The sequence below is a fragment of the Paracoccus fistulariae genome (genome assembly GCF_028553785.1).
In the GTDB taxonomy this organism is placed as follows: Bacteria; Pseudomonadota; Alphaproteobacteria; order Rhodobacterales; family Rhodobacteraceae; genus Paracoccus; species Paracoccus fistulariae.
In genome coordinates this window covers 272,504-298,425 of sequence record NZ_CP067136.1, presented here as the reverse complement: position 1 = coordinate 298,425, position 25,922 = coordinate 272,504, and the positions used below count along the sequence as shown (strand labels likewise).

Here is a 25,922-nt window from a genome sequence, read left to right as displayed (position 1 = left end):
CTTTCGCCAGCCGCAGGTTTTTGCGGCCCGGACCGGCAGCGCCGTCGGCGGGAATCTGCCCATCCATTTATCCTCTGTCAATTCATGCGGGCGGTGTTGTGCGCTTGCCGCATAAAACTGCCTGCGATAGACCACCGGAAACGAGACAACACCAAGGACACCGACATGGCAGGCAGCGTCAACAAGGTCATTCTGATCGGCAATCTGGGTCGTGACCCTGAAATCCGCAGCTTCCAGAACGGCGGCAAGGTGGCCAATCTGCGGATTGCGACCTCGGAACAATGGAAGGACCGCAATACCGGCGAACGGCGCGAGCGGACCGAATGGCATTCGGTGGCCATCATGTCCGAAGGCCTGGTCAACGTGGTCGAGCGTTTTCTGAAAAAGGGCAGCAAGGTCTATGTCGAAGGCCAGCTGGAGACCCGCAAATGGCAGGACCAATCCGGTCAGGATCGCTTTTCGACCGAGGTTGTATTGCGTGGCTTCAATGGCACCTTGCAGATGCTGGACGGTCGCGGCGAAGGTAGCGGCGGCGGCGGTGATCGCGGCGGCTATGGCGGTGGCGGCTATGGCGGCGGTCAGGATGATTACGGGCAATCCTCGTCTTCGTCTTCCTCTTCGGGTGGCGGGCGCAGCGATTACGACGATGAGATTCCGTTCTAAGACCGGGCGGCATGTCACCCCGGCATGAGTTCGCAAACGCGGGCGCGGCATATGCTGCGCCCGTTTTTCGTTGAACCGCTTTGCCACATCGCGCGCCTTTTCGCCTCTGCAAGAGCCGTCCGGACCTTTCACCGGCGGCGGATCCGTTTAAGATGCAGGCAAGACGCCCGCTGAATTGGCCTTGGCTCGTCCGGGACTTCCGCTTCTTCAGCGCCACCTGACGACCGGAGCCGGGATCCATGCTGAAAACGATCTTCCCTGCCGCGCTGATCCTGTGCCTTTCCGCGCCTGTGCTGCGGGCGCAGGACCTGCCCGATTACGTCGGATCGGGCCAATGCGCGGCCTGCCATGAGGCGGAAAGCCAGTCATGGCAGGGATCGCACCACCAACTGGCCTGGACCGAACCGACAGCCGATACTGTGGTCGCGGATTTCGATGGCACGCGCTTTCAGAATGACGACCTGACGGTGGCTTTTTCGAAGGATGCGGCGGGCTATCACGCGCAGATCACCGAATCCGATGGCACCACCACCATGCGCCGCGTGCATTCCGTGGCCGGGATCGAGCCCTTGCAGCAATATCTGTTCGAGACAGAGCCCGGGCGGCTGCAAAGCTTTGACGTGGTCTGGGATAGCGAGGAGAAGCGCTGGTATCACCTCTATCCCGATCAGTCGCTGCCGGTGGGCGACGGGCTGCACTGGGCCGGGCCTTACAAGAACTGGAACGCCCGCTGCGCCGAATGCCACGCCACCGGCTATGAAAAGAACTACGATCCGGCGACGCGCAGCTATGCCTCGACCCAGGCCGAGATCGGTGTGGGGTGTGAGGCCTGTCACGGTCCCGGCTCGGCCCATATCGACTGGGCGGAAACGGGCAAGCCGGTCGAGATCCCCGGCGTCGATGCCTTTGGCCTGACCATGCGCAGCACCGCCGATTCAGAGGGCTGGATCCAGCAATGCGCGGGCTGTCATTCGCGCAGAGAGGCCTTTGGCGACGGCAATCCCGTCCCCGGCACGCCCTATCACGATGCCTACCGGCTGATGATGCTGACCCCGGATCTGTATTTCCCCGACGGGCAGATCCGGGAAGAGGTCTATGTCTACGGCTCTTTCCTGCAGTCGAAAATGTATGCCAATGGCGTCAGCTGCATGAATTGCCACAATCCCCATACCGCGCAGCTGGTGGCCGAGGGGAATGCCGTCTGCACGCAATGCCATTCCGAGGCCGGGAATACCGAATTCCCCAGCCTGCCCATTGCGGATTACGACACCCCCGAACACCATTTCCACGAGCCGGGATCCGAGGGCGCACAGTGCAAGAATTGCCACATGCCGACCCAGACCTATATGGGCGTGGATGCCCGCGCCGATCACAGTTTCCGCATCCCGCGCCCCGATCTGACGCCGATCACCGGCGCGCCCGATGCCTGCACCAATTGCCATCAGGACCAGACCCCGGAATGGGCCGCGCAGCAGATCGAGGCATGGTATCCGGACTCTGACAAGCGCGGCCCGCATTTCGGCACGGTCTTTGCGCAATCCGCCGTCGATCCGGCGGGCGCCCTGCCCGATCTGTTGAAGATCGCGGGGGATGAGGGGCAGTCCGACATTGCCCGCGCCACGGCGATGTATCTGATGGGGGCGGCGGCGGATCAGCAGACGGCCCGCGCCACGGCACCGCTGTTGCGCGATGACAGCCCGCTGCTGCGCGCCGCCGCCATCCGTCCGCAACGCGCCGCCCCGCCGCAAGAGCAGTTTCAGAACCTTCTGGATCTGCTGAGCGATCCCATAAGGCTGGTCCGGCTCAGCGCCGCGCCCGATCTGCTGCGTGCGCCGGTGGCCAGTCTGCCGCCACGGATCGCGGAACGCTTTGGCCGCGTGGCCGGGGAATGGCAGCGTTCGCTGGGCAATCGGCTGGATTTCCCGGAAACGCATCTGGTTCTGGGCGGCACGGCGCTGACCATGCGCAACACGCCCGCCGCCATCGGCGCCTTCCGCGAGGCGGTGACGCAGGATCCGCAACTGCTGGATGCCTGGGTCATGCTGGTGCGGCTGGAGGCCAGCGTGAATGGCGCCGAGGCTGCCAATGCGGTGGTGGAAGAGGCGCTGCAGGCCAATCCGGGGCAACCGGATCTGATGGCCATGCAGCGCGAATTGCAGCAATAGCGGGCAGGACGCGCCGGCCGAATCGGCTCAGCGCGATTCGGACAGGGTCCTGATCAGCAGGTCGCGCGGCACATCGTCGCTGATGAAGGCCTGACCGATGCCGCGTGCCAGCACGAAACGCAGGCGGCCATCGACCACCTTCTTATCCTGCCCCATCAGCGTAATCAGCGCCTCGTCATCGGGCAATTCGCCCGGAATGTCGCGTAGGGCCGCGGGCATGCCCATCTGACGCAGATGCGCCAGCACGCGTGACGGGGCCTCTTGACTGCACAGGCCCATCCGCGCGGACAGATCGAATGCCAAAGCACAGCCGATGGCCACGCCTTCGCCATGCAGCAGACGGTCGGAATAGCCTGTCGCGGCTTCCAGCGCGTGCCCGAAGGTATGGCCCAGATTCAGCAAGGCCCGCTCTCCCTGCTCGGTCTCATCGCGGGTGACGATGCCCGCTTTCATGGCGACGGAATGTTTCACCGCCTGCTGGCGCAGCGCCATGTCGTCACGCAGGCGCGGGCCGTTTTCCTCAAGCCATTCAAAGAAATCGGCATCGCCCAGAAGCCCGTATTTGGCGACCTCGCCATAGCCCGCCAGAAAATCGCGCGGGCGCAGGCTGTCCAGCACGGAAATATCCGCCAGAACCAGCACGGGTTGGTGAAAGGCGCCGATCAGGTTCTTGCCCTGCGCGCTGTTGATGCCGGTCTTGCCGCCAACGCTGCTGTCGACCTGCGCCAGAAGCGTGGTCGGGATCTGCACGAAACGCACGCCGCGCCGCAGGATCGCCGCGGCAAAGCCCAACAGATCGCCGATCACCCCGCCCCCAAAGGCCAGCACGATATCGTCCCGCTCGACCCGCTGTTCCAGCAGCCATTCCACCGTCCGCGTCAGATGCGGCCAGCTTTTGGTGGATTCCCCGGTCGGCAGGGTCAGTGCCTCAGAGCTGATGCCCTGCGCCGTCAGCGCCTGTTGCAATTGCTGCAGATGCAGCGCCGCCACCGTCTCATCCGTGACGATCGCCACGCGCGGACGGCGCAGGAAAGGCGCGATTTCGCGGCCCGCATCGCGGATCAGCCCGGCACCGATCCGCACATCATAGGCCCGCGCGCCCAAAGGCACATGAACGGAAACGGGCGGGATCAGGGTGGCGTTTTCGGTCATGTCGGCTCTTCTATCATGGTGGGGTCCGCGTCGCGGATGGCGCCGATCAGGCGAAGGGTGGTGTCTTCGACCGTGCCGGGGCGTGCGGGGAAATCCAGATCGGCGCGGGCATAGACTGGATAGCGTTCCGCCATCAGCCGCTGCAAGGTGCCCTTGGGATCGGCCGTCTGCAGCAATGGCCGGGTGCTGCGCATCCTGACCCGGTGCCACAGCGTGTTCAGGTCGCAATTCAGCCAGACAGACATGCCGCGCGCCCGGATCGCCTCTCGGTTCCGGGCCTGAAGCCAGGCCCCGCCTCCGGTCGAGATGACGCCATTCGTGCCGTCAAGGATGCGGGCAATCACCTCGGCCTCGCGGTTGCGAAAGAACGCCTCGCCGTCGCGGGCGAAAATTTCCGAGATGGTCATGGCCGCCGCCGACTCGATTTCCGCATCCGAGTCGGTAAAGGGAACATGAAGACGGCGGGCCAGTTCGGTGCCGATCGCAGTTTTGCCTGCACCCATCATGCCGATCAGCACGATATGCCGCCTTAACCGCTGCTTCATGAACCCTCCGATTGTCAATTGGCTGACTGAATGACGTGATCTTTCGGAAATTGCCATATATATTCCGGGCTGAACCGGCGAAAGACCGGTGAAAACACGTCTGAACTTACGCGAATGAGGCAAAATCCGATGCGGCTCTTGAAGGTTTTGGTAGCGCTGATTCTGTTGGCGGTCATCGCGCTTGCGGCCTATGCCTATTTTGGCGATATGGAGCCCAGCCGCACAGAGACGCGCGAACCCATTGCGGTGGGCGCGGGCGACGCGGCACCGGCGCAGACAACGGGCGATGACAGCCCGGATAGCGGTGATCTTGACTGATCCGCGCCGATATCTGATCCCGGCGACGATCCTGGCCTGCCTTGCGCTGCCGCTGGCGGCGCAGGAACCCCTGTCGGCCAGCGACTGGCTGTCGGGCAGCGTGCGCGGCCCGCAGAGAGAGGCCTCGGCCTGGCGGCCCGGCGATGAACGCCCGCCCCGCGCCTCTGACACGCCGCGCGCCCGGCCCGTGGCGGAAAGCGGCACTGTCGGCCCGGTGCAGGTCACACGGCTGGATGGTGGCGACCCGGATGCGGCGGGAATTTCCACCGCGCGGCGGGCCGGCCTGCCCCCCGATCTGTGGCAGGGCAGCGATGCCGCCACCCTGGCCGAGGCGATCCGGCGCACCCCTGCCCGCCTGCCCGCCATGACGGCGCTGCTGGACCGGGTGCTGACCACGCAGCTGATGCCGCCGCAGATACAGGGCCCCGATCAGCGCGGCGCGCTGTTCATGGCGCGCGCCAACCGGCTGCTGGATATGGGGGCGCTGAACCGCGCGCAATCGCTGCTGATCGCGGCGGGCCAGAACGACCCCGAGAGCTTTCGCCGCCTGTTCGATATCGCCCTGCTGGAGGGCGATGAATCGCGCGCCTGCCATATCATGAACAACACCCCCGGCATCGCGCCCAGCTTTGCCGCGCGTATCTTCTGTCTGGCGCAGACCGGCGACTGGGCGGCCGCCGCGATCAGTCTTTACGGCGCCGAGGCATTGCAGCTGATCCCCGAAGATCAGGTGGTGCTGCTGACGCATTTTCTGGACGATGCCTTTGTCGATTCCGGGGTTGATCTGGACCTGCCGGCGGCGGTCTCTCCGCTGGATTTCCGTATCCGCGAGGCGATTGGCCAGCCGCTGCCCACCGCGCCGCTGCCAATTGCCTTCGCCCATTCCGATCTGCGCGTGAACAATGGCTGGAAGGCCCGGCTGGAGGCGGCAGAGCGTCTGGCCCGGGCCGGGGCGATCCCTGCGGGCGATCTGCGCAGCATCTATGCCGAACAGAAGCCCGCCGCATCGGGCGGCGTCTGGGAACGCGCGGGCGCGATGCGCACGCTTGAGGCCGCGCTGGCCGCCGATGACCCCGCCGCCGCCCTGCCCGCTGCCTTCGATCAGTTCCGCCGCGCCGATATGGCCGATGTGCTGGCCGCGATGATCGCCACCGATCTGCCCGAGGGCGGCAGCGGGCGCGCGGCGGACATCACCGCCTGGCTGCGTCAATGGCAGGGGCTGCTGGTCGCCGATCCGGTCCAGCCGCCCGAAATCCTGACCTCGGCCCCGCCTGCGACCGCCCCGGACACGCGCAAGGGCGAGGCGCTCTTGGAGGCCATGGCCGATATCGACGCCGCGCTTGACGGCGATCTGGCGCGGGCGGGTCGCGGGCTGCAGATGCTGCGCGCCTTCGGGCTGAAAAGCGACGCGGATCTGGCGCAGGCGCAGATTTCGCTGCTGCCGGTCATGTCGCCTCTGGAACAGTGATGCGGGACGATCGCGCCATCTCGGCCTTTCTGGACGCGCAGGCGGCCGAGGCAGGGGCCGCGCGAAACACGCTTCTGGCCTATGGCCGCGACCTGCAGGATCTGTCGGACTGGCTATCGGGCCGGGGCAAGGCGCTGACCGATCTGACCCGCGATCTGGTCGAGGATTACCTGACCCGATGCGACGCGCAGGGCCTGTCGCGGGCGACGCGGGCGCGGCGGCTGTCCTCGATCCGGCAATTCACCCGTTTCGCGCTGGAAGAAGGCTGGCGCGAGGACGATCCGGCCATCCGCATCCGTGGGCCGGGCCGGGCGCAGCGCCTGCCGAAAACGCTGGATCATGCCGAGATCGAGGCCCTGCTGGCCACCGCGCCGACCCTTGGCCGGGGCGCGGTCGAACGCGGTCGCAACCGCTGCCTGATCGAATTGCTTTACGCGACGGGCATGCGGGTCAGCGAACTGGTCGGCCTGCCGGTCGCGGGCACGCGCGGCGATCCAGCGGTGCTGCTGATCCGGGGCAAGGGCAACAAAGAGCGCATGGTGCCGCTGACACCCGCCGCCCGAAACGCACTGGCCGACTGGCTGCACCTGCGCGACAACGCGCCCAAGGACAGTCCGCTGGGCCGCTTGGTCGCGGGCAATGGTGCGCGCTGGCTGTTCCCGGCCCCGGGCGCCGCCGGCCATATGCCGCGCCAGAGCTTCGGCAGGCTTCTGAACGAGATGGCGGTGCAGGCGGGTGTCGACCCGGCCCGCGTGACGCCGCATATCATCCGCCATGCCTTTGCCACCCATCTGCTGCAGGGCGGGGCCGATCTGCGCAGCATCCAGACCCTGCTGGGCCATGCCGATCTGGGCACGACCGAGATCTATACCCATGTGCTGGACGAGCGGATGCGCGATCTGGTCCTGAACCACCATCCGCTGGCCCGGAACCCCTCGCCGAAGCCTGAGCCGGAGCCGAAAGACTAGATCTGTCCGACCCGCCCCATGCGGCGGATCGGGTTTGCCGCGATGCCGCCATGGCACGGTCTGCGGGTTGTTTTCCGCCACCGCCTTTACAACCCGCCGAAAATCAAGACATTGGCGCGGCGGTCGCGAAACAAATCCCGGCCCTGTCCGAAACCATCACATCACGAGGTCTGCCGATGCGCGTGCTGGCGCGAGCCTTTGCCCTGATGGGCCGCGAAAAAGACGGGCTGCACCGCCCCGGTCAGGATCAGGCGACGGGGATTGCGCTGATGCTGGCGGCCATCGTGGGGTTCACGCTGATGGATTCGGCGGCCAAGCAACTGACCATGACCTATCCGGTCCTGCAGGTCGTCTGGGCGCGTTTCGTGGGCAACCTGCTGATCTTCATGCTGATCTTTCGTGGGGGCGTGCTGACGCTGATGCGCACGCGCCAGCCGGGGCTACAATTCGCGCGCGCGCTCATGCAGCTATGCTCGATCGGGTTGTTCTTTACCTCGTTGCAATTCATCGGGTTGGCCGAGGCGACGGCGATCATGGACACCAATCCGGTGCTGATCACGCTGGGCGCGGCGCTGTTTCTGGGCGAAAAGATCGGCCCCCGCCGGATCATGGGGATCGTCGCCGCGCTGATCGGCGCCCTGATCATCATCCGCCCCGGCCTGGGCGTTTTTCAGCCCGCCGCGCTGCTGCCGATGATCGGCGCCTTCAGCTTTGCCGCCGGGGCGCTGCTGACGCGCATGGTACGCTCTGATTCGGTCGCCACCTCGGTCATGTGGTCGGCGGTGATTGGCAGTATCGTCACCTCGGCCCTTGTGCCCTTCACCTGGCAGCCGATTGCCGCGCAGGATCTGTGGCTGTTCGCGGCGCTGGCGATCTTTGGCACGCTCAGCCAATGGCTGCTGGTGCGCGCCTTTTCGGTGGCCGAGGCCGGGTCGCTGGCGCCCTTTGGCTATACCGGCCTGATCTGGGCCGGGTTCTGGGGCTGGCTGTTCTTTGACCAGTTGCCCGATCGCTGGACGATTCTGGGCGCGGCGATTATCGTGATCGCGGGTCTTTATGTCTGGTCGCGCGAGGCCCACGCGGCGCAAAGGGATCCATGAGCCAGAACGACAAACCCTCACTCCTTGACCGGATCGGCAATGCGGCGTTTCTGGCGGTGATCAGGCTGGCGGGACTTCTGCCCTATGACAAGCGTATCCCTGCCGTCGGCTGGCTGTTTTCAAGCGTGCTGGCACCTGTCGCCGGATGGCGCGGACGGGTGCGCGACAATCTGGCCCTTGCACGCCCGGATCTGGGCGCGGATGAGGTCAAGGCACTGACCCGGCAGGTGCCCGACAATACGGGCCGTTCCGTCGCCGAGATCTATTCGGGCGATGAATTCACCCGCCGCATTCACGAGGCCGATCCGCTGGAAGGGCCGGGCCTGCAGGCTTTGGAAGAGGCTTTTGAAAGCCAGCGCCCGGTCATTATCGCCTGCGCCCATTTTGGCAATTACGACGCCATGCGGGCGGCGCTGTCGGGCCGTGGCTATCCGGTCGGCGCGCTGTATCGGCCGATGAACAATGAGGCCTTCAACCGCCATTACATCCCCGCCATCACCGCCATCGCCGAGCCGCTGTTCCCCCGTGGTCGCGCCGGTCTGGCCTCGATGCTGCGGTTTCTGAAAGGCGGTGGCTGGCTGGCGCTTGGCTTTGACCAATATGACCGCCACTCGCCCGAGCTGCGCTTTTTCGACCTGCCCAGCCGCACGGTTCTGACGCCTGCGGAACTGGCGCTGCGCTATGACGCGCTGTTGATCCCGGTCCACGGGATCCGCCAGCCCGACGGGCTGAGCTTTCGCGTGCATGTCGGCAGTCCGATCCCCGAGGGCGAACCTGCCGAGATGATGCAGGCGCTGAATGACGATCTGGAAATGCTGGTGCGGCAGAATATGGGGCAATGGTTCTGGGTGCACCGGCGCTGGAAATAGCCCGCGCGGCGGCGGCGGGCATGAAAAAAGGCGGCGCGGGTGTCCCGGCCGCCTTTTTCAATGGCTGCGACGTGATCAGCCCGCGCGGGCGTTCCGCGTCGGGGCTGCGGCCTCGCGACGGCCGCGCAGTTCCTCGGCGACCAGGAAGGCCAGTTCCAGCGACTGGCTGGCATTCAGGCGCGGGTCGCAGGCGGTGTGATAGCGGTCCGACAGATCCTCATCCGTGACCGCGCGCACGCCGCCGGTGCATTCGGTCACATCCTTGCCGGTCATCTCGAAATGCACGCCGCCGGGGATCGTGCCCTCGGCCTTGTGGATGGCAAAGAATTCGCGGACCTCGCGCAGGATCGAATCGAACTGGCGCGTCTTGTACCCGGTCGAGGATTTGATGACGTTGCCGTGCATCGGGTCGCAGGACCAGACGACATTCGCACCCTCTTCCTCAACCGCCTTGATCAGGCGCGGCAGGTGATCGCCGACCTTGCCCGCGCCAAAGCGCGCGATCAGGGTCAGGCGGCCAGCCTCGTTCTGCGGGTTCAGCTTGGCCATCAGCACCTTCAGATCCTCGGCAGTGGTCGAGGGACCGGTCTTCAGGCCGATCGGGTTCTGCACGCCGCGTGCAAATTCGACATGCGCGCCATCGGGCTGACGGGTGCGATCGCCGATCCAGATCATGTGACCCGACCCCGCAACCGGCAGACCGCTGGTCGTATCGACGCGGGCCAGCGCCTCTTCATATTCCAGCAGCAGGGCTTCGTGGCTGGTGTAGAAATCGACCTTGGACAGCTGATGCGCGGTATCGGAATTGACGCCTGCGGCCTCCATGAAGGCCATCGCATCGCGGATGCGATCCGCGATATCGCGATATTTCGCGGCTTCCGGGCCACCGACGAAATCGGCGATCCAGTTCTGGACGCGGTGCATATCCGCATAGCCGCCGGTGCTGAAGGCGCGCAGCAGGTTCAGCGAGGCCGCCGATTGCGTATAGGCCGACAACATCCGTTGCGGATCGGGGATCCGCGCCTCGGCCGAGAAGTCGAAGCCATTGATGATGTCGCCGCGATAGCTGGGCAGTTCCACCCCGCCCACGGTTTCGGTTGGCGCGCTGCGCGGCTTGGCGAATTGCCCGGCCATACGGCCCACCTTGATCACCGGCAGTTGCGCACCCCAGGTCAGCACGACGGCCATCTGCAGGATCACCTTGAAGGTGTCGCGGATATTGTCGGCGCTGAATTCGCCAAAACTTTCAGCACAGTCGCCGCCCTGCAACAGGAAGGCACGGCCCGCCGCGACATCTGCCAGTTCCGCCTTCAGACGGCTTGCCTCGCCCGCGAAAACCAGCGGCGGATAGCGGCGCAGTTGCTTTTCTGCCGCCTCCAGTGCCGCCTGATCGGGATAATCCGGCATCTGGACGCGGGGATAGTTGCGCCAGCCGGCCTTGTCCCAGCTTTGGGTGGCGGTCTTGCGGATATCCTGCGTCATCGTTCACGCTCCTTTGAAAACTGACCCTCATATAGGCGCATTGCCCGACAAGCGAAAGTCCGCTTTCTCGCAAGCTGCGCGGCGGGGTCCGTGATTCGCGAAGTCTTGCTATGCATCGCGATCCCTGCTGATGTATCATCATCAATGAGTTACGAAGACAGCGCCGATGCCATCAACGAAACCCCGCCGATTCACATTTCTTTTGCTGAACCGGTTCACCATGCTGCCCTTTACCGCAGCGATAGAGCCCTTGCGGCTGGCCAACAGATCCTCACGCGGCAATCTGTTCACCTGGCGTCTGGTCGGTCCGGGCGGCGAGTCGGCCACCTGTTCCAACGGGACGCGGGTGATGCTGGATGGCGGGCTGGATCAGGACAGCCCGGTCGAACATGGCGATGTGGTCATCGTCTGCGGCGGCACCGAGATTTCCAAGGAAATCTGCAAGCCGGTGCTGAACTGGCTGCGCCGTCAGTCGCGCGGCGGGGCGACGATGGGGGCGGTCTGCACCGGGGCCTGGATCCTGGCCGAGGCCGGGCTTCTGGACGGGCGCAAGGCGACGATCCACTGGGAAAACCATGACGGCTTTGCCGAGGCCTTCCCCGAGGTCGATCTGTATCGGTCAGTCTTCGTGCAGGATGGCAACCGGCTGACGGCTGCCGGGGGCACTTCGTCGATCGATCTGATGCTGCATCTGATCGCGGTGTCGCATGGCGATGCGCTGGCGGCCGAGATCGCCGACCAGATGCTGCACACCACCATCCGCACCGATCAGGACCGGCAGCGCCTGTCGATCCCGACGCGCATAGGCGTACGCCATCCGCGCCTTGCCACGGTGATCGCGCGGATGGAGGCCAATCTGGAAGAGCCGATCAGCCCCGCGCAACTAGCCTCGGATGCGGGCATGTCCACGCGGCAATTGGAACGGCTGTTCCGCCGCTATCTGAACCGCAGCCCGAAACGCTATTACATGGAGACGCGTCTGGCCCGCGCGCGCAATCTGCTGATGCAGACCGAAATGTCGATCATCGAGGTCGCGCTGGCCTCGGGCTTTTCCAGCCCCTCGCATTTCTCGAAATGCTATCGCGCGCAATATGGCGGCACGCCCTATCGCGAGCGCGGCACAGGTCCGGCCTTGCAAACCGGCCAATAATACGCAGGCATATCAGACATAATAAACCTTTTTTAAGAGAGGGTTAACGATCTTTACCAATCGTTAACCCATTGCTCCTAACCCCAAGGATCAGGGCCGCTGAGGCAGCTTTGAAAGTCCGGCGTCAGATCGGACTGGTCATGGCAACTGACCGGGGGGAAGATGGAATACAATGTCACGATGCTGACGGTGGGCCAGCCCATCGGATCGGCATCCAGCGGATCGGCACGATGGGTGCCCTGGTCCAACAGCAGCGGCGAGATCAGTTTCAACGATCCGGTCCTGTCCGAAATCACCCTGATCGACGATGACACGCAATTCGAATCCGGCCGCTATACCCCGGATGAGACGATGCAGACCCTGGCCCAGGACGTGGCCTTCAACCCCTCGGGGCCGGTGATCCCCGCGGGCACGCAACTGTCGAACTATCTCAGCTCGATCATCCGCGAGACCACGCCCAATCCCGATGGCAGCTTCAACGAATTTCTGGTGCTGTTTCCACGCAGCTTCACCTCGGGCGGGCTGGGCAGCGAATTGGGCGACCGCTATTCAGTCCTGATTTTCCCCAAGACCCTGCCGAATGGCGAACAACCGGTCTTCGATCCGACCAAAGGCTATCGCTATGTCGGCCTGCAAAGCATCGGCAGCACCAATGACGCGGTGGATTATCCGGCGCAGGACTCCGCGCCCTGTTTCGCCGCAGGCACGCTGATAGCCACCACGCAGGGCGCGCGCCGGATCGAGGATCTGGCACCGGGCGATCTGATCCTGACCAGCGATCACGGCCCCTGCCCGATCCGCTGGATCGGCGCGACGCTGGTGGATGCGGCGCGGCTGGACCTGCAACCGAACCTGCGCCCGATCCTGATCCGGGCCGGGGCGATTGGCGACGGCCTGCCCGCGCGCGATCTGGTGGTCTCGCCGCAGCATCGCATCCTGATCCGCAGCCGCATCGCCCGCCGCCTGCTGGAATTGGATGAGGCGCTGGTGGCGGCGAAACATCTGGTCGGGCTGCCGGGGATCGAGGTCCTGAACCCGCCGCAGGGCGTCACCTATTACCACATGCTGTTCGACCGGCACGAGTTGGTTCTGTCCAACGGCGCCTGGACCGAGAGCCTTTATACCGGCCCGCAGGCGATGAATTCGGTCGGCGCAAAGGCCCGGCGCGAAATCCTGACCCTGTTTCCGGAACTGGCGCAGGCCGGTTTTCGTCCCGCCGGGGCGCGGCGCTTTCTGACAGGGCGAGAGGCGCGGCAACTGGTCCAGCGCTTCAGCCGCAACACCCACCGGCGGTTGATCGAGCCGCTGTAGCTGCCTTGCGCGCGGTTTTGACGCGGCATAGTTTCGGCGCATGACACAGCACCGCATCCGCCCCGCCCGCTTTCCCGACGATGCCGACACCATTCGCGCGCTGTTTCGCGAATATGCCGACTGGCTGGGCAAGGATCTGGATTTTCAGGGCTTCGAGGCGGAACTTGCCGGATTGCCCGGAAAATATGCGGAACCGCAGGGGATATGCCTGATTGCCGAGGATGCGGACGGCGTGGCCCTTGGCTGTGTTGCGATGCGCCCGCTGGACGCGCAGACCTGCGAGATGAAGCGCCTGTATCTGCGGCCCGCCGCGCGCGGTCTGGGCCTTGGACGGGCGCTGAGCGCGGCAATCCTTGAGGCTGCGAAAAGCGCCGGATATCAGCGCATGGTGCTGGATACGCTGACATCGCTGGACAGCGCGATCCGCATCTATGAGCGGCAGGGGTTTCAGCGGATAGAGGCCTATTACCCCAACCCCCTGCCCGATGTCATCTATCTGGGGCTGCGGCTGCAACCATGAAAAAAGGCCGCGCTGCGGCGGCCTTTTCCTGACAGAGGCTTTTCCCGACAAAAGCCCGTCTATTCGACGACGGTGATGCGCCCGTCCATGTAGGGTTTGTAATTCCCCTCATAGCCCGACAGGTAATCGGCCAGCACCTCGGCCAGGTCGGGGCCGAAATCATAGACTTTCTGAGCATTGGTGGCAAAGACGTCATAGCCATCGCCGCCGCCGCGCATGTAGTTGTTCGACACCACGCCATAGATGGCCTCGGGGTCGATGGGTGCCCAATCCTCGCCATCCCGCACCATCACATCGCTGATCCGCGATCCGACCTCGGCCGTGGGCGTCACGGTGTATTTCAGCCCTGCAACCTGTGCGAAACGGCCGCCGCCTTCCTCATATTGACTGGCCCCGTTTTCCAGCGCGGTGACCACATCGGCGCCCTTCAACTGGAAGGTCGCCAGCGTGTTCTGGAAGGGCAGCACGGTATAGACCTCGCCCATCGTGACCGGGCCTGCATCGATCGAGGCGCGCAGCCCGCCGCCATTGGCAATCGCGATGCTGACGCCTTGCGACGCGACGCGGTCCAGCATCGCATCGGCGACCAGCACGCCCATCTCGCATTCGCGGGCGCGGCAATTGGCACGATCCCCGTCAATCGAGGCCGTCGTTTCGGCCACGGTTTCTTCGCGCAGGGCCTTGATGGGTCCGGACATCTCGGCAATCCGGGCGACGAGGGCCTCATCCTCGGGGACGCTGCTGTCCAGCAGGATCGGCGCGCCTTCGGCCTTCAGCAGCTTGCCATCATCGTCAAAGGTCAGCACCAGATGGCCCAGATATTTGGAATAGCCATAGGCGGTCACGACCGGGATCTCGGTCCCGTCCGGGCCGGTTACCATGGTCGGATAAGGACCTTTCGCCCCCTCCAGATCGCCCAGCAGGATCTGCGAATGGCCACCGACCACCGCGTCCAGCCCCTCGACCTGGCTGGCATATTCCTGATCGCGCAGATAGCCGGTATGGGTCAGCGCGATGATCTTGTTCACGCCCGCATCGGTCAGTTCCTGAACATCGGCCTTCATGCTGTCGATATCATCCATGAAGATCACATTCGGCCCCGGCGAGGCGGTTTCCGGCGTGTCCATCGCCAATGCCGAAACGATGCCGATCTTTTCGCCGCCAACCTCCAGCGTCAGCACATCGCCGACCTTGCCCTTGAGGATCTGGGATTGCGACAGATCCAGATTGCCCGACACGACGGGGAAATCCACACCATCCACCAGGTTCAGCAGACCTTCGGGACCGTCATCGAATTCGTGATTGCCAAGCGCCATCGCGTCATAGCCGATGGCGTTCATATATTCGGCGACATCCTTGCCCTTGTAGGTCGTGTAGAAGAGCGAGCCCTGATACTGGTCGCCCGCATCCAGCACCAGCACATTGCCGCCATCCGCCGTGATCTGGTCGCGCAATTCCTTGACCTTGGCCGCGACGCGGGCGACGCCGCCAAAGCATTCTCCGGCTGCCTTGGTCTCTTCGTCGCAGGTGCTGTCATATTTGTTGATCGGTTCGACGCGGCTGTGCAGGTCGTTCGTATGCAAGATATGCAACACCGTTTCGGCCTGCGCTGATCCCGCGCAAAGCGCGACGACAGAGGCTGCGGTCAGAAAGCGAAGCGCCATCATGATTCCCTTCATGTGCGATTGTATCTCCGGCAACAGATTGGCGCGGCGCATCGCATGCGTCAAATAGAACAGCAGCCCTTGACCACAGGGAAAGGGACAAGGCAAATGCGGTTATGTTGGCTTACAAGATACTTCGCCCCGCCGAATGGGCCCGGATGCAGCGCGACGGTCAGACCGATGGCGCGCCGGTCGATCTGGCGGATGGCTATGTCCATCTGTCCACCGCCGGGCAGGTGGCGGAAACCCTGCGCAAGCATTTCGCGGATGAGGAAGAGGTGCAATTGCTGGCCTGCGGCGAAGGCAGCATGGCGGCGGATCTGAGGTGGGAGCCCTCACGCGGCGGCGCGTTGTTTCCCCATCTCTATCGCCCCCTGCGCATGTCGGATATCGTCTGGACACGGTTGCTGAGGCGCGGCGAAAACGGGCATGAGACGGGACCGCTGGAATGAAGATGTTGGAAAAGATGGGGCTGCATCTGTTGCATGCCCTGCCGCCCGAACAGGCACATGATCTGTCGATCAAGGCGCTGGCCAGCGGGCTGGTGCCCCTGCCGGGCGCGCCGGTCACATCGGACCGGCTGCGTTGCAGCTTCGCCGGGCTGCATCTGGCCAACCCCGTCGGTCTGGCTGCGGGCTATGACAAGAATGCCAAGGCCGTCGCGCCGCTGATGCGCGCGGGCTTCGGCTTTATCGAACTGGGGGCGTCGACCCCGCGACCACAGCCCGGCAACCCCAAGCCGCGCCTGTTCCGCCTGCGCGACGACCGCGCGATCATCAACCGCTTCGGCTTCAATAACGAGGGTGCCCGGGCTATCGCGGAACGTCTGTCGCGACGTCCGGCAGGTATTCCGGTGGGGCTGAATATCGGCGCGAACAAAGACAGCGCCGATCGCGCCGCAGATTTCGCCGAGGTGGTCCGCATCGCCGGTGCCTCTGCCGATTTTCTGACGGTGAATGTCTCCTCGCCCAACACCGAAAAGCTGCGTGCCCTGCAAGGCCCCGAGGCTTTGGCCGCATTGCTGAATGGCGTGATGGAGGCGCGTGACAGCCTGCCCGAACGGCGCCCGATCTTCATCAAGATCGCCCCCGATCTGGACATGTCCGAAATCGCGGATATCGCCGCGGTGGCGAAAGAGGCGGGGGTTGATGCGATCATTGCGACCAATACGACACTGTCACGCGACGGGATTTCCGACAGTCAGGCCGATCAGGCCGGTGGCCTGTCCGGCGCGCCGCTCTTTGACCGCGCGACCCGCGTTCTGGCCCGTCTTTACCATGAGACCGGCGGAGAGATCCCGCTGATCGGCGTCGGTGGAATTTCCAACATCAATGACGCCTGGATGAAGCTCGCTGCGGGCGCCAGCGCGATTCAGATCTATTCCGCGCTGATCTATCAGGGATTTTCGCTGGCCTCAGAGATTGCAACCGGACTGGACGACCGGTTGCAGAAACAGGGCATGACGCTGCAAGACCTGACAGGCAGCGGTTATCGCGACTGGCTCTGACGCGCTTTCGCGCGTCTAATCCGTTTCCAAAAGCTGGTTCATGCTGAGCGAAGGATCCGGGCAGCCCGCGTCGCCGACGATCCGCGCAGGCACCCCTGCAACGGTCTTGCAATCGGGCACGTCGTGCAGAACGACCGAGCCCGAGGCGATGCGCGAATGATGGCCCACGCGAATATTGCCCAGCACCTTCGCGCCTGCACCGATGAGAACGCCTTCCTCGATCTTGGGATGCCGGTCGCCATCGGCTTTGCCTGTCCCGCCCAGCGTCACCGAATGCAGCATCGACACGTCATTACCGACACGTGCCGTCTCTCCGATAACGATGGAATGGGCGTGATCGATCATCACACCCGTCCCGATACGCGCCGCCGGATGGATATCGACGCCAAAGCATTCCGAGCAGCGCATCTGCACGAAATAGGCCATATCGCGCCGCTCTTGCTGCCACAGCCAATGCGCCATGCGATAGGCTTGCAGGGCCTGAAACCCCTTGAAGAACAGCACCGGCTGCAACATCCGGTGGGTGGCGGGATCCCGATCATAGACGGCCATCAGATCGCGGCGCGCCGCATCGCCCAATTCGGGCGACGTCCGATAAGCCTGATCCGCGATCTCGCGCAGAATCTGTTCGCTCATCTCTCCGCTGGCCAGTTTCAGCGAGAACCGATAGGCCAGCGCCGCTTCAAAACTGGGATGATGCAACAGCCCTGCATGGATCAAAGACCCCAGCAAGGGTTCGTCCTGAACAGCTTGCTGCGCTTCATCGCAAAGCTGCGCCCAGATCGCATCCCGATCCAATCGCAGCGCTTTCTTGTCGCTGGTTTGCATGTTCATTCGGTTGCCCTGCGCTACCCTCTGGACCCTTTTCTTAAACGATATGTAGGCAGGGGAAAAGCGCAGGCCAGAGGTAAACCGAAAATTACGGAATGTGCAATTCCAGCCAATGAACCGCCAGGCGCACCTCTCCTCCCGTGAAATTGCCCCCGGACGCGGTCATGATCAGGTTGGCGGCGGAGTAATAGGTCATCGGCGCGCCCAGCAATCCCCGGGCATAAGACCCCACCGATTTCCCCAACCCGTTGCCAAAGCGATCCGTCGCGCCGCCGGTGCCCAGCGACCAGGTGTTCAGCGTCCCGGTCAGCGTGTTCAGAACCTTGGCCGTGGCGCCGATCACCATGACATTCGCGGGGATCGTCACGCCGGTGTCGAAACTGGCGCCCTCACCCACGGTCACATCGGCCTCGATCATATTGGAAAGCAGGCCAGAGCCCAGACGCCCAAGGCTCAGCGCGCCATAGACCCAGGCCGCGCCGCCATGAATGGCCTCGACACCGCGATCCAGAATGAATGCCCGCATGCCGGCCGTCGCCGGAACGAAGATCCAGCCTCCGTTAGATCCGATGGCGATCTTGCCGCCCTGACCGGACCAACCGCCAAGGGCACCATCGGGGACGCCCCAGCATTGACCGTCGATCACCGCTCCGGGCGGCGAGGTCGCATCCGTGCTTTGCAGCACCAGATTGACCGCCCCGTCCAGCCGCATCAGCGCCTCATTCACGGTCACATGTTTCTGCGCCTGCGCGGCCTGAAGCAGGGGCATTCCCAAACGCTTGGTTTCACTGGTCATCGAATTTCCTCCTGACGAATGGACCGGGACCGAAACGGTCCGAAAGCTGCGCCACGGCAACCGTGCAGGGACCACCCGTGGTGGCGCTTGCCCAGATCTCGGCCGGAACGCTGTAGAATGGCTGATCCAGATCAACCTGATGCAGGACGGTGCCGCCCTTGATGATCCGCAGGCGATAGGTCTCGCTGGCCTCGCCCAATGGGATTTCGGACCCGTCCCAGCTGTCGCCATCGACGCGGCTGCGCCGGACCCAGCTGATCAGATTGCCTTTGGCCCGCAGATGGCAGGGCGCATAGGGGCGCAGCCCGATGCCGCGCGCCTCTGTGACGCGTGCGCGATAGCTGGCATCATCCGGCGGCCGGTTGGCCGGGCCAATGCGCCAGAAGCGTTCCTGACCACGGGCATTCGGCGGCAGTTTGACCTGCCTTGGCCCGCCATCCAGAAGGACGACATGCGACCCTGCGGGCCAGATATCGGGCATGATCCCGTCCGTGCCCGCCTGCCCCCGCAGCAATTCGCTGATCTGCCAGATATTCCGGGCAACCGGCTCGGCTTTGGTGAACTGGACGATCTCCCAATTCTCCAGCGAGCCGTCGCCGATGGCGATGATATTGCCGCCCGCCAGCAGCGCCTTCGACGTCACCGACCGCAAAGAGGCGTCCTTCAGCCGCAACCGCAGCCGCGCACCGCGATCAATCAGCGCCGGGCTGGCCCGCACCAGATCGGTTTCGGTGCGCCCGATATAGGACCGCTGGGTCAGCAGCGCGTTCAGATCGTAACCACCTTCCTCATCGACCGAGGCATAGGCCGCCACCGACCCCGGCCAGGGCTTTGCCGCCACCGCCAGATAGGGCGCATGCGGTCGTTCATCCCCGCGCAGCAATGGCAGATCCATGAACAGCGGCAAGACCGGCATTGGCGGCACATAGCGGCGTACCGGGCGTTCCGGCGTGACCGTCAGTGCCGGACGATAGACGCCCGGCTCGACCCTGACCGCATCGACGGTGATCGCGCCCGCGCGTTCCACGCGGTCGATGCGCCAGCGTTTCGCAGGCGCGGTGCCATGCCGCATGCGGACAACATCGCCCGGCCCCAGATCGGCCAGCGACGGCGGCAGCGCAAAGCGCGCCGTGTCGCGCGACACCACGGCCTCGGCCAGCCAACGCTCGGCGATCGCATGGCCTTCATCGCGGGTCAGCAGCATCGGAAACTCGCTGTTCGTCACCGTCTCCTGATCCGCATCCGGCAGGCTGGTTTCGGCGGTGGCGACGCCGTAATCCGCCCCGGCCTCGACATGGGTCAGCCGCAGATAGCCATGCGTTTCGGGCTCTGCCGCGCGGGCCGTCTCGAAATCCCGGACCTCTTCGGCGATGGCCAGATCCTCTGGTCCCAGTTCAGCCATGACGCGGCCATCCCGGGGCAGGAATTGAAGCTGACCATCCCGCTCGACCACATCGAAACCATGCGCCAGCATCAGCGGCTGAAGGGCCGCACGCGCCGTCTCTCCTCCGCCGATGTGATAGCCGCGCACGACACCGGATAATTCGCGGGCGTCAAAGGCGGTCACACCGGCCTCGCGGCAGATATCGCCCACCACCGCGCTGAGCCGCACGGCACCGGCACGCCCGTTCAGCCAATGCCCGCGCTCCCATGCGGGACCGTCCGACCACAGATCGCCGCGCCCCGGAAAGGCCGGGAAAGGCCGCGCGTCCCAACACCAGATATGGGCGCGCGACAGATCGACCATCCGGCCGCCGCCCTCCATCGCCGGGTTATTAGCGGGCTTCGCCCAGTAAGAGGTCGCCGCCTGCACATAGGCCGACTGGATCGCATCATCGCGCTGCGCATTGGAGTACCAGGGCAGCGTGCTTTCCGAACTCATCGCGTCCAGAAACTTGTTGGGCTGGTTCGTCGCCTTGTCCAACGAGGCGCAGCCATATTCGGTGAACCAGAAGGGCTTCGATCCCGGCACCCAATCCGTCGCCTGACGCGACCTCTGCCCGTTCGGGCGGTTATAATGCAGGTTCTGCCACCAGCTTTTCAGATCCTTGTAGCGCCAGACCCAGGCCTCATCATAATCGCCATCGGTGATCGGGCTGCGGCGCTGCGCATCGCGGTCGGCCTTGCTGGCGTAGTACCAGTCAAAACCCTCGCCGCCGCAGACATTGGCCTGCAGATAGTCCTGATTGTCGATCCGGCCCCAATGCGCGTCCTTGTGATCCTCGCCATCGCGCCAATCCGACAGGGGCATGTAGTTGTCGATGCCGATGAAATCGATATCGGGATGCGCCCAGAGCGGGTCGAGATGAAAGAACAACCTGCCATCGCCCGGATGGTGACCGAAATATTCCGACCAGTCGGCGGCATAGCTGATCTTGACGCCTGCCCCCAGGATGGCGCGGACATCCTGCGCCAGCCGGATCAGCCGCGCGACCGCAGGATAGCTGTTATTCGGTCCACGGATCTGCGTCATCGCAACCATCTCGGTGCCGATCAGGAAGGCATCGACACCGCCTGCCGCTTTGCACAGATGCGCGTAATGCAGGATGAACCGGCGATAGGACCATTCCTCCGGGCCATGATAGCCGACCTTGTCGCCATCGATGGAAAAATCGCTGGCCTTGGCGCTGCCAAAGAAAGCCTCGACCTCGGCAACCGCATCCGGGGTGCCATCGGTCGTTCCATCCCGGCCCGGCGCAACCGAGGTCGTCACCCGTCCGCGCCAGGGCATGACGGGCTGGCCGGTGCCGCCATAGGGATCGGGCAACCCGTTCCCGGCAAGCTGATCCATCAGGATGAAGGGATAGAACACCGCCTTCTTGCCGGAGCCCGCAATTGCGCGCAGCGCCTCGATCACCGACTGGTCCGAGGGCGTGCCGCCATAGATCGGACGATCATTCACCCGCGCCACCCGCTCGGCGGCACCGCGATCGATCCCACCCGCGCGCCAGGCCATCTCGCTGCCCTCGCCATCGCTGTTTTCGATCTTGGGCTTGACCGCGCAATGGTTGATCCGCAGATCGTTGCCAAACCAGGACACCACCAGCGAAACCGAGCCGACATTGGGCAGTTCACGCCCAAGCGTCGTCATCGAGGCGGTAAAATCGGTCCCGCCCATCGGCGTGTTCACATTGATGGACCGCATCTCGCCCAGACCCAGATCCTGCGTCACCGGGGTCGTCGCCAGCGAATATTCCCCCGTCCCGGGGATCAGCGCGACGGCACGAACCTCTTTGCACAGACCGGACCCGTCCTGTGCCGGGCAGGTCACCTCGAAGGTCAGCTGAGGCATGCGATTGCCCCATGGCTCAAGGTTCAGATCCTCCAGCACGACATAGGCCAGCCCGCGATAGGCGGGCGCTGCCTCGCCCTCATGCGCGGCGATGGCGGGATCGGGCAGCTGACGCTCGCCGCCATTATAGACGCGCATATTCAGATCGGCGGGCGCGATTTCCTCGCCATCGGCCCAGACGCGACCGACACCCAGAATGCGCCCCTCGCACAGGGCCATTGCCACGGACAGCCGATAGCTGATCTGGGTCACGCGGGTCTTGGGCGATCCCTTGCCCCCGCCTGCATCCTCGGATCGTGCAATCTCTTCCAGCGGTGAGGCCCAGATGACATGCCCGGGAATCCGCATCTGCCCCCACAAACGCGGGATCGGCGCCCCCTCGCCCGCCGTTTGCAGGCGCAGCCGGTCGATGCGACCCGTCTCGACCGCCTTCGAGCCGCCGCCCAGCAGTCGCTGGTCAATCGCATTGCCGATCGTCGCTCCGACGGCGCGACCGATGACAGCACCCGACAGGCCCAGAAACGCGCCACCGAAGCCACCGCCGATGGATGCGCCCACGGCAGACAGAACGATTGTGGCCATCTTGGCCTCCTTCCTTCAACATGTCAGGGAAAGCGGAACCGGGCAGCGATCCGGTTGCGCCAGGGCATTGTCAGCGGGCTGTCGATCACGCCATGACCGTTATAGGCGTGGATGAAACGCGGCAGATCACCAACCTGCGATATCACGCCCAGATGCTTGGCAATCGCCCCCTGCCGCATCCGAAACAGCAGCACCTGCCCCGGCTCCAGATCGGCATCCGCGGGCAAGGGCAGCAGATGCCGCACGGCGGCCTGCATCAGAACCTCGGTCCGACCGACCTCTCCCCAATCCGGGCTATAGGCGGGCGCGATTTCAGGCTCTGCACCATAAAGGTCGCGCCACAGCCCACGGATCAGCCCCAGACAGTCGGCGGCCACGCCGCGAAGACTGGCCTGATGCTGATAGGGCGTGCCGATCCAGCCGCGCGCCAATTCGACCACATCCTTATCCATTGCGTGACCCCACCTGCGGCGCCAGCAGCCAGTCTTCGCTGGGCAGATGCGGAAAGCCCCTGAAATTCAGCATATTGTTGAATTTCTGCCGGCAGGTGGCCGCGCGTTTGTCGCATCCCGCAACCAGCCGCAAACGATCCGAGGGCTGCGGCGACAGGCCCAGCGACTGCCACAGCTCGATCTCGCGCCCGCCGCCTTTCAGCGTAACGTCATTCTTGATCTTGCCCTGCAGATCCGCTGCCTCGCCGCTCAGCACCCGCAGGACCCCGCCCTCGAACCAGCGTGGCGCGGCATCGGGAAATTGCGAGAAGCGGAAGATACGGCCATCCTCCAGACCCTCGACGACAATCTCGGTCTGGAAACCGCCAGCCACAAGATCCAGCTTGCAGCAGCCATCGCCAAGCCGCGCCGAACAGCGCGGATGAAAGACCCGGCCACGCGCGCTGTTCAGCGGCTCGGCCAGACCACGCAATTCGGCGCGGAATTCGCCATTCGCACGCGACACCTCGCCCAGCGACCCGGCGAAGGTCAGGCGGCGCTTGCCGGTATCGGACCAGTCAACCTCCCACATCTTCAGCTCTGCGGCGTCCCAGCGACCGGCCAGAATGTCACGTTCGCTGATCGCGTCATCCGACAGGGCGCCGGCGGCCTCGGAATTGTCGACCGACAGGCCGGATCCCTGCACCAGCGCGCGCGCCGACATGCCGTGATCCGGGCGAAAGCGAATGCCTTCGAAATTCAGCGCCGCATCGTGATCGGTAAAGCCCAGAACCAGCCCATCCTTGCGCCGGATCATCCAGGCACGTGCCCAGGTCGTCGTCGTCATAGCCGCACCTCCACCACCGGGATCTGCGGCACCTCGCCCGACTGGAAAGAGGCGACCGAGACCGCGATCCGATCCATGTCGAACCGCACCGGCACGTCGAATTCGAACCCTGCCGTGATCTCGGCGCCCACGGGCGGCGGATCCTTGAAGGTGATCGTCCCGGTCAGGTGATCCACCTGGAAATGCGCGCCCGGGAACATCTCGACCCCGCCTGCGCCCGCGCGGACGGTATCCTTGACGATCTTGACGATGGGTCGGGCATAGCTGAACGCGCCCGAGACGTAATTCTTGACGATCTGAAAGGCGACGGTCTGGCCATCCCCCTTTGCGATCTCCTGATCGTCAAAGGCCACGGGGGCCGAGGGCAGGCCGCTTTTGTAATCCGCCCAATCCTTCCAGCGAAAGCCGTGCAACTGACCGGCGCGGGCCTCGAAAAAGGCAATCAGCGCCGCCAGATCGTCCAATGAGCGCAACCCCATACCGGCATCATAGTGACGCCGCGCATGGGCCCAGGGGGTGTTGCGCTCCTCGAACCCGCTGGCCAGCGTCACGATTTCGGTGCGCCGTTCCGGACCGCCAATGGCGCCGAATGACAGGTTGGTGGGGAAACGAACCTCATGAAATGCCATCTTGCCCTCCGATCAGCTGTTTCTGTTGCCGCGCGCCAGCACCCGGCCAAGCTGTGCGGCGATCTGCGACTGGCTGCGCTGAAAGCCCGCCACATCGGGGGTCGAGACATTGACCGTGACATTGACCGGACGGCTGTTCCCCGACGCGGCCGCGACGCCCAGACGGCCATCCGCGCCACGCCGCAAAGGCATGATCGCCTCTGGTCCGGCCTCGCCCATCAGACCCGTGGCACCGCGCATCGGGAAATGCGTGGGCTGGCTGACAACACCGCCCTTGGCAAAGGGCATCACGCGGCCCTGCACAAAGGCGCCGCCATTGGCAAAGGGCAAGGCGCCGGACACCATGCCGGTCAGGCTGTTGCCGATGGTCCCGGCCAGCGCGCTTTCCACCGGCTTCATCGCAATGGAATAGACCGTATCCGCGATCGACCTCCCGATCCCCTTCAGCGCATCCGACAGTTTCGCCCCGTCGAAAATCAGATCGTCAAATGCCCGGCGCAGACCGGATTCGATGCCCCGGTTCAGCGTTCCGACCTCACGTGCGGTATAGGTCATGGACTGCCGCAGCCGCGCCAGTTCCGCCTCGAACTCTGCCGTCATCCGGCTGGTCTGGCCGAATCCCTCATCCAGCTGGTCCAGCGAAGCGCCGAACCCGTCCTTGTTGGCCATGATGATTGCCCCTGTTCAGATGATTTCGTCTTCGGCGCCCGCGCCCCCATCGGGAAAGCGGGCGGCCAGATCGGCAAGGCGGCTGCGCGTCATTGCCCCCGTGCCCTGTTCGACCCCCAGCATCAGCGCCAGTTCCGCCGGAGTCAGCGCCCAGAACTGGTCCGGCGCCAGGCCCAACCCGCGCATCCCGGCCCGCATCAGACCGGGCCAGTCCAGACCGCCCGACTGGCTCATGCCTCGATCCGGAAGGCGCGGGCCAGCAATTCGGCCGCCAGCCGCCCGGCAACCACCGGTCCGCCCTCGATCTCGACGCTCAGCAGATCCTCGACACGCCCGCGCCAGCCGCCGCCGCGAAGCCCGGCGACCAGAACCGCCAGCACGTCGCGACTGCTGAAGCGGCCTGACTCGAACCGCTCGGCCAGCGCCAGCAGGCTTTCCGCGCCCAGATCCTGCTCCAGCTCGGCCAGCGCGCCCAGTGTCAGACGCGCCACATGTGCCGCGCCGTCCAGCACGATCTCGACCTCGCCCCGCATCGGATTGACCATCACAGCGCCACGAAGGTCAGCGCCCCGGCCGAGGCCATGGTCATTTCATAGGTCGCCTCGCCATTATAGCTGCCGGAATATTCCAGCGCCGAGACCAGAAACGGACCTTCGACAGTGCCGAAATCTGGGATGATCACCTGAAAGCGCGGCACCTCGGCGTCGAAAAAGATCTGTCGGGCGCGACTGTCGGTATCGGCATCGCGAAACACCCCCGAACCAGAGATCGAGGCGCTGCGCACCCCCGCCCCACCCAGCAATTCGCGCCAGCCGCCTTCGCTTTCAAGGCTAGTGACATCCACCGTCTCGGCATTGAACGACAGCCGCGTCGCACGCAGCCCGGCGATGGTTTCAAAGGCGCCATCCCCAGTCATATCCATCTTGATCAGCAGATCACGTCCATTCTGCACAGCCATGTTCA

26 protein-coding genes are annotated in these 25,922 nt (G+C 64.6%); 12 read left to right on the top strand and 14 right to left on the bottom strand.

Annotation, left to right across the window (positions count from 1 at the left end):
- Positions 1 to 165: 165 nt before the first annotated feature.
- Together ssb and JHX87_RS01545 are read left to right on the top strand one after the other, a co-directional pair.
- Positions 166 to 663: a single-stranded DNA-binding protein gene (ssb, locus tag JHX87_RS01550; protein ID WP_271884649.1), complete on the top strand. Its 498-nt coding sequence runs from the start codon at positions 166 to 168 to the stop codon at positions 661 to 663.
- 239 nt (positions 664 to 902) lie between these two features.
- Positions 903 to 2,828, top strand: coding sequence for a multiheme c-type cytochrome (locus JHX87_RS01545; RefSeq protein WP_271884647.1), 1,926 nt, complete (start codon positions 903 to 905; stop codon positions 2,826 to 2,828).
- A 27-nt stretch (positions 2,829 to 2,855) separates the two neighbouring features.
- Here the strand turns inward: JHX87_RS01545 and aroB are convergent, their stop codons facing one another.
- Together aroB and JHX87_RS01535 are read right to left on the bottom strand one after the other, a co-directional pair.
- Positions 2,856 to 3,980, bottom strand: a complete 1,125-nt coding sequence (gene aroB, locus JHX87_RS01540; RefSeq protein WP_377776040.1) for a 3-dehydroquinate synthase — start codon at positions 3,978 to 3,980, stop codon at positions 2,856 to 2,858.
- Positions 3,977 to 4,525: a shikimate kinase gene (locus tag JHX87_RS01535; protein WP_271884646.1), complete on the bottom strand. Its 549-nt coding sequence runs from the start codon at positions 4,523 to 4,525 to the stop codon at positions 3,977 to 3,979. The genes aroB and JHX87_RS01535 overlap by 4 nt, the downstream gene beginning before the upstream one ends.
- Before the next feature lie 129 nt (positions 4,526 to 4,654).
- Here JHX87_RS01535 and JHX87_RS01530 point away from each other — a divergent pair, with 129 nt between their 5' ends.
- From JHX87_RS01530 to JHX87_RS01510, 5 genes are all read left to right on the top strand, one after another.
- On the top strand, positions 4,655 to 4,843 hold the full coding sequence (locus tag JHX87_RS01530; protein WP_271884644.1) for a hypothetical protein: 189 nt from the start codon (positions 4,655 to 4,657) through the stop codon (positions 4,841 to 4,843).
- Positions 4,830 to 6,311 carry a hypothetical protein gene (locus JHX87_RS01525; RefSeq protein ID WP_377776041.1) on the top strand — a complete coding sequence of 494 codons (1,482 nt, stop codon included), beginning with the start codon at positions 4,830 to 4,832 and terminating at the stop codon, positions 6,309 to 6,311. Before JHX87_RS01530 ends, JHX87_RS01525 begins: the two co-directional genes overlap by 14 nt.
- Complete coding sequence (locus JHX87_RS01520) at positions 6,311 to 7,279, top strand: tyrosine recombinase (protein ID WP_271884640.1); 969 nt, start codon at positions 6,311 to 6,313, stop codon at positions 7,277 to 7,279. The genes JHX87_RS01525 and JHX87_RS01520 overlap by 1 nt, the downstream gene beginning before the upstream one ends.
- 176 nt (positions 7,280 to 7,455) lie before the next feature.
- Complete coding sequence (locus JHX87_RS01515; protein ID WP_271884638.1) at positions 7,456 to 8,379, top strand: DMT family transporter; 924 nt, start codon at positions 7,456 to 7,458, stop codon at positions 8,377 to 8,379.
- Positions 8,376 to 9,248: a lysophospholipid acyltransferase family protein gene (locus JHX87_RS01510; RefSeq protein ID WP_271884636.1), complete on the top strand. Its 873-nt coding sequence runs from the start codon at positions 8,376 to 8,378 to the stop codon at positions 9,246 to 9,248. The genes JHX87_RS01515 and JHX87_RS01510 overlap by 4 nt, the downstream gene beginning before the upstream one ends.
- 75 nt (positions 9,249 to 9,323) lie before the next feature.
- Here JHX87_RS01510 and JHX87_RS01505 read toward each other — a convergent pair whose 3' ends face one another.
- Positions 9,324 to 10,730 carry a class II 3-deoxy-7-phosphoheptulonate synthase gene (locus JHX87_RS01505; RefSeq protein WP_271884635.1) on the bottom strand — a complete coding sequence of 469 codons (1,407 nt, stop codon included), beginning with the start codon at positions 10,728 to 10,730 and terminating at the stop codon, positions 9,324 to 9,326.
- 166 nt (positions 10,731 to 10,896) lie between these two features.
- On the opposite strand from JHX87_RS01505, the gene JHX87_RS01500 reads away from it, so the two are divergent.
- The 3 genes from JHX87_RS01500 to JHX87_RS01490 all read left to right on the top strand — a co-directional run bounded on the left by JHX87_RS01500 (position 10,897) and on the right by JHX87_RS01490 (position 13,711).
- Positions 10,897 to 11,880: a GlxA family transcriptional regulator gene (locus tag JHX87_RS01500; protein ID WP_271884634.1), complete on the top strand. Its 984-nt coding sequence runs from the start codon at positions 10,897 to 10,899 to the stop codon at positions 11,878 to 11,880.
- 162 nt (positions 11,881 to 12,042) lie between these two features.
- A complete protein-coding gene (locus tag JHX87_RS01495; protein WP_271884633.1) occupies positions 12,043 to 13,191 on the top strand; it encodes a Hint domain-containing protein in 1,149 nt (382 codons plus the stop codon).
- Positions 13,192 to 13,231: 40 nt separating this feature from the next.
- Positions 13,232 to 13,711, top strand: a complete 480-nt coding sequence (locus JHX87_RS01490; RefSeq protein WP_271884632.1) for a GNAT family N-acetyltransferase — start codon at positions 13,232 to 13,234, stop codon at positions 13,709 to 13,711.
- A gap of 59 nt (positions 13,712 to 13,770) precedes the next feature.
- Here the strand turns inward: JHX87_RS01490 and JHX87_RS01485 are convergent, their stop codons facing one another.
- Positions 13,771 to 15,375, bottom strand: coding sequence for a bifunctional metallophosphatase/5'-nucleotidase (locus JHX87_RS01485; protein ID WP_271884630.1), 1,605 nt, complete (start codon positions 15,373 to 15,375; stop codon positions 13,771 to 13,773).
- A gap of 116 nt (positions 15,376 to 15,491) precedes the next feature.
- On the opposite strand from JHX87_RS01485, the gene JHX87_RS01480 reads away from it, so the two are divergent.
- Positions 15,492 to 15,827: a DUF952 domain-containing protein gene (locus tag JHX87_RS01480; RefSeq protein WP_271884628.1), complete on the top strand. Its 336-nt coding sequence runs from the start codon at positions 15,492 to 15,494 to the stop codon at positions 15,825 to 15,827.
- Positions 15,824 to 16,882 carry a quinone-dependent dihydroorotate dehydrogenase gene (locus tag JHX87_RS01475; protein WP_271884627.1) on the top strand — a complete coding sequence of 353 codons (1,059 nt, stop codon included), beginning with the start codon at positions 15,824 to 15,826 and terminating at the stop codon, positions 16,880 to 16,882. The genes JHX87_RS01480 and JHX87_RS01475 overlap by 4 nt, the downstream gene beginning before the upstream one ends.
- 15 nt (positions 16,883 to 16,897) lie before the next feature.
- On the opposite strand, the gene cysE is transcribed toward JHX87_RS01475, so the two are convergent.
- From cysE to JHX87_RS01425, 10 genes are all read right to left on the bottom strand, one after another.
- A complete protein-coding gene (cysE, locus tag JHX87_RS01470) occupies positions 16,898 to 17,716 on the bottom strand; it encodes a serine O-acetyltransferase (protein ID WP_271884625.1) in 819 nt (272 codons plus the stop codon).
- A gap of 85 nt (positions 17,717 to 17,801) precedes the next feature.
- Positions 17,802 to 18,509, bottom strand: coding sequence for a DUF2793 domain-containing protein (locus JHX87_RS01465; RefSeq protein WP_271884624.1), 708 nt, complete (start codon positions 18,507 to 18,509; stop codon positions 17,802 to 17,804).
- Positions 18,499 to 22,383, bottom strand: coding sequence for a baseplate multidomain protein megatron (locus JHX87_RS01460; protein ID WP_271884623.1), 3,885 nt, complete (start codon positions 22,381 to 22,383; stop codon positions 18,499 to 18,501). Before JHX87_RS01460 ends, JHX87_RS01465 begins: the two co-directional genes overlap by 11 nt.
- A gap of 23 nt (positions 22,384 to 22,406) precedes the next feature.
- Positions 22,407 to 22,835, bottom strand: coding sequence for a C40 family peptidase (locus JHX87_RS01455; protein WP_271884621.1), 429 nt, complete (start codon positions 22,833 to 22,835; stop codon positions 22,407 to 22,409).
- Positions 22,828 to 23,661, bottom strand: a complete 834-nt coding sequence (locus tag JHX87_RS01450; RefSeq protein WP_271884620.1) for a DUF2163 domain-containing protein — start codon at positions 23,659 to 23,661, stop codon at positions 22,828 to 22,830. The genes JHX87_RS01455 and JHX87_RS01450 overlap by 8 nt, the downstream gene beginning before the upstream one ends.
- The gene (locus JHX87_RS01445) at positions 23,658 to 24,290 is read right to left on the bottom strand and encodes a DUF2460 domain-containing protein (RefSeq protein WP_271884619.1); all 633 of its coding nucleotides are present in this window, start codon (positions 24,288 to 24,290) and stop codon (positions 23,658 to 23,660) included. Before JHX87_RS01445 ends, JHX87_RS01450 begins: the two co-directional genes overlap by 4 nt.
- Before the next feature lie 12 nt (positions 24,291 to 24,302).
- Positions 24,303 to 24,959: a phage tail tape measure protein gene (locus tag JHX87_RS01440; RefSeq protein WP_271884617.1), complete on the bottom strand. Its 657-nt coding sequence runs from the start codon at positions 24,957 to 24,959 to the stop codon at positions 24,303 to 24,305.
- A 15-nt stretch (positions 24,960 to 24,974) separates the two neighbouring features.
- Complete coding sequence (locus JHX87_RS01435) at positions 24,975 to 25,193, bottom strand: rcc01693 family protein (RefSeq protein ID WP_271884615.1); 219 nt, start codon at positions 25,191 to 25,193, stop codon at positions 24,975 to 24,977.
- Positions 25,190 to 25,504, bottom strand: coding sequence for a gene transfer agent family protein (locus tag JHX87_RS01430; RefSeq protein ID WP_271884613.1), 315 nt, complete (start codon positions 25,502 to 25,504; stop codon positions 25,190 to 25,192). The genes JHX87_RS01435 and JHX87_RS01430 overlap by 4 nt, the downstream gene beginning before the upstream one ends.
- Positions 25,504 to 25,917 carry a phage major tail protein, TP901-1 family gene (locus tag JHX87_RS01425; protein WP_271884611.1) on the bottom strand — a complete coding sequence of 138 codons (414 nt, stop codon included), beginning with the start codon at positions 25,915 to 25,917 and terminating at the stop codon, positions 25,504 to 25,506. The genes JHX87_RS01430 and JHX87_RS01425 overlap by 1 nt, the downstream gene beginning before the upstream one ends.
- Between the last annotated feature and the right edge of the window lie 5 nt (positions 25,918 to 25,922).

Coding starts and splice junctions, on each gene's coding strand:
- JHX87_RS01485 (WP_271884630.1), bottom strand. CDS start 15,375: ATGGCGCTTCGCTTTCTGACCGCAGCCTCTGTCGTCGCGCTTTGCGCG.
- JHX87_RS01520 (WP_271884640.1), top strand. CDS start 6,311: ATGCGGGACGATCGCGCCATCTCGGCCTTTCTGGACGCGCAGGCGGCC.
- JHX87_RS01460 (WP_271884623.1), bottom strand. CDS start 22,383: ATGGCCACAATCGTTCTGTCTGCCGTGGGCGCATCCATCGGCGGTGGC.
- JHX87_RS01455 (WP_271884621.1), bottom strand. CDS start 22,835: ATGGATAAGGATGTGGTCGAATTGGCGCGCGGCTGGATCGGCACGCCC.
- JHX87_RS01535 (WP_271884646.1), bottom strand. CDS start 4,525: ATGAAGCAGCGGTTAAGGCGGCATATCGTGCTGATCGGCATGATGGGT.
- JHX87_RS01475 (WP_271884627.1), top strand. CDS start 15,824: ATGAAGATGTTGGAAAAGATGGGGCTGCATCTGTTGCATGCCCTGCCG.
- aroB (WP_377776040.1), bottom strand. CDS start 3,980: ATGACCGAAAACGCCACCCTGATCCCGCCCGTTTCCGTTCATGTGCCT.
- JHX87_RS01450 (WP_271884620.1), bottom strand. CDS start 23,661: ATGACGACGACGACCTGGGCACGTGCCTGGATGATCCGGCGCAAGGAT.
- JHX87_RS01545 (WP_271884647.1), top strand. CDS start 903: ATGCTGAAAACGATCTTCCCTGCCGCGCTGATCCTGTGCCTTTCCGCG.
- JHX87_RS01490 (WP_271884632.1), top strand. CDS start 13,232: ATGACACAGCACCGCATCCGCCCCGCCCGCTTTCCCGACGATGCCGAC.
- JHX87_RS01495 (WP_271884633.1), top strand. CDS start 12,043: ATGGAATACAATGTCACGATGCTGACGGTGGGCCAGCCCATCGGATCG.
- JHX87_RS01500 (WP_271884634.1), top strand. CDS start 10,897: ATGCCATCAACGAAACCCCGCCGATTCACATTTCTTTTGCTGAACCGG.
- JHX87_RS01480 (WP_271884628.1), top strand. CDS start 15,492: ATGTTGGCTTACAAGATACTTCGCCCCGCCGAATGGGCCCGGATGCAG.
- JHX87_RS01425 (WP_271884611.1), bottom strand. CDS start 25,917: ATGGCTGTGCAGAATGGACGTGATCTGCTGATCAAGATGGATATGACT.
- JHX87_RS01440 (WP_271884617.1), bottom strand. CDS start 24,959: ATGGCCAACAAGGACGGGTTCGGCGCTTCGCTGGACCAGCTGGATGAG.
- JHX87_RS01515 (WP_271884638.1), top strand. CDS start 7,456: ATGCGCGTGCTGGCGCGAGCCTTTGCCCTGATGGGCCGCGAAAAAGAC.
- JHX87_RS01510 (WP_271884636.1), top strand. CDS start 8,376: ATGAGCCAGAACGACAAACCCTCACTCCTTGACCGGATCGGCAATGCG.
- JHX87_RS01445 (WP_271884619.1), bottom strand. CDS start 24,290: ATGGCATTTCATGAGGTTCGTTTCCCCACCAACCTGTCATTCGGCGCC.
- JHX87_RS01435 (WP_271884615.1), bottom strand. CDS start 25,193: ATGAGCCAGTCGGGCGGTCTGGACTGGCCCGGTCTGATGCGGGCCGGG.
- JHX87_RS01505 (WP_271884635.1), bottom strand. CDS start 10,730: ATGACGCAGGATATCCGCAAGACCGCCACCCAAAGCTGGGACAAGGCC.
- JHX87_RS01465 (WP_271884624.1), bottom strand. CDS start 18,509: ATGACCAGTGAAACCAAGCGTTTGGGAATGCCCCTGCTTCAGGCCGCG.
- JHX87_RS01430 (WP_271884613.1), bottom strand. CDS start 25,504: ATGGTCAATCCGATGCGGGGCGAGGTCGAGATCGTGCTGGACGGCGCG.
- cysE (WP_271884625.1), bottom strand. CDS start 17,716: ATGAACATGCAAACCAGCGACAAGAAAGCGCTGCGATTGGATCGGGAT.
- ssb (WP_271884649.1), top strand. CDS start 166: ATGGCAGGCAGCGTCAACAAGGTCATTCTGATCGGCAATCTGGGTCGT.
- JHX87_RS01530 (WP_271884644.1), top strand. CDS start 4,655: ATGCGGCTCTTGAAGGTTTTGGTAGCGCTGATTCTGTTGGCGGTCATC.